This is a genomic window from Streptomyces recifensis (assembly GCF_002154615.1).
Classification (GTDB): Bacteria; Actinomycetota; Actinomycetes; order Streptomycetales; family Streptomycetaceae; genus Streptomyces; species Streptomyces griseoluteus.
Genome location: NZ_MUNH01000884.1, coordinates 1 through 1,370 on the forward strand (window position 1 = coordinate 1; position 1,370 = coordinate 1,370).

Consider the following 1,370-nt stretch of genomic DNA (forward strand, 5'->3'; position numbering starts at 1 on the left):
CGCCGCACCGGTGACCCGCGCGCCGCTCCCGGACGACGTGCTGGGCACGACGCTGCTGCCGCTGCGGGTGGCCGGGAAGACGGACGGACAGCGCCGGGTGCTGGCCGCCGCCGAGCAGATGGTCGTCGCGCTGCGCTCGGTCTTCCCCTGCGACCCCGCGCCGGCCCGCATGCGCGTCCCGGTGCCGACCGGCTCGGGCCGGCTGCTGCCGGGCTGCGACAACCTGGCCGACGTGCTGAGCCGTACCCGTACCGAATGTGGGCGCCGACACGCGCAGTTGGTCGATGTGGTGCGCGCCGGGTGCGCGGGCCCGGTGACCGACCTGGCCGCCGAGCGGCTGCGGGACGGCACGGTACGGGCGCTGCTCGACCGGGGCGACGGCCACCGCACCGAGCTGTCCCGGCTGGGCGACGGCGAGCTGCGGTACGTCGCGCTGGCCCTGGTGCTGCTGACCGGGCCGGGGGTGCTGGCGGTGGACGCGCCGGGGGAGGTGCCGGACGCACTGCGCACCCTCACGGTGCTGGCAGACGGCTTCGACCGCTGCCTCGACCCCGGTCAGCGGACCCAACTCCTCACCACGGCGGCCCGGATGGGCGAGCGGGGACACATCCGCTGCGTGGGCGCGATCAGCGATCCGGGCTGGGCCGCGGGGACACCGGGCGTCACGGTGGTACACCTGGGGCCGTGACCGAACACCCCGATCTGGCCGGACTCCAGCGCAGGCTCACCGAGTTCGCCGCAGCCCGCAACTGGCAGCCCTACCACACCCCCAAGAACCTGGCCTCCGCGCTCAGCGTGGAGGCGGCCGAACTGGTCGAGATCTTCCAGTGGCTGACCCCGGACGAGTCCGCCGCCGTGATGTCCGACCCGTCCAGCGCGCACCGGGTCACGGACGAGGTCGCGGACGTCCTCGCCTACCTCCTCCAGTTCTGCGAGGCCCTGGGCATCGACCCCTTGTCCGCCCTCGCGGCGAAGATCGAGCGGAACGAGGGGCGGTTCCCGGTGCCGGGAGCGGAGGACGCCACCTGACCGATCGTCCGGACTCACGTACTCCGCTATCACTCTATGGAGTCAATTTCCCTGCCGATTCTTAATTGTTGTCCACAGATTTCCGGCTTCCTCTGGCTTTTCGCACCAAGTGGCGTCACTCTGGGTAGTGAAGACATGTGTGCGGTCGAACGGACGGACGGGGACGGGGCGGCGGATGGACGCGTTACGGCTCATCGAGGTCAGCAGAGAGGCGTTGGTGGCGGGTGCCGACGCGGCGGGGACCCTGCGGGAGGTGTGGCAGGCGCAGGCACTGTCACAGGCGATCGGCAGCAGGCTGGCGGTGTCCGGTCCGCCGGAGCTGCGGGGGGAGGCGCTGGGGC

2 protein-coding genes and 1 pseudogene are annotated in these 1,370 nt (G+C 72.3%); all 3 read left to right on the forward strand.

Annotated features, from left to right (window positions below; all coding sequences use genetic code 11):
• Positions 1-688: pseudogene (locus CCN33_RS30575) on the forward strand (ATP-binding protein); the annotation flags it as partial.
• Entirely contained in the window at positions 685-1,029 is a 345-nt protein-coding gene (locus CCN33_RS30580) for a nucleotide pyrophosphohydrolase (protein ID WP_086696514.1), read from the forward strand. The pseudogene CCN33_RS30575 and the gene CCN33_RS30580, both read left to right, overlap by 4 nt.
• Before the next feature lie 175 nt (positions 1,030-1,204).
• On the forward strand, positions 1,205-1,370 hold a 166-nt coding region (locus CCN33_RS33420), incomplete at its 3' end, for a DUF6099 family protein (RefSeq protein WP_244173997.1).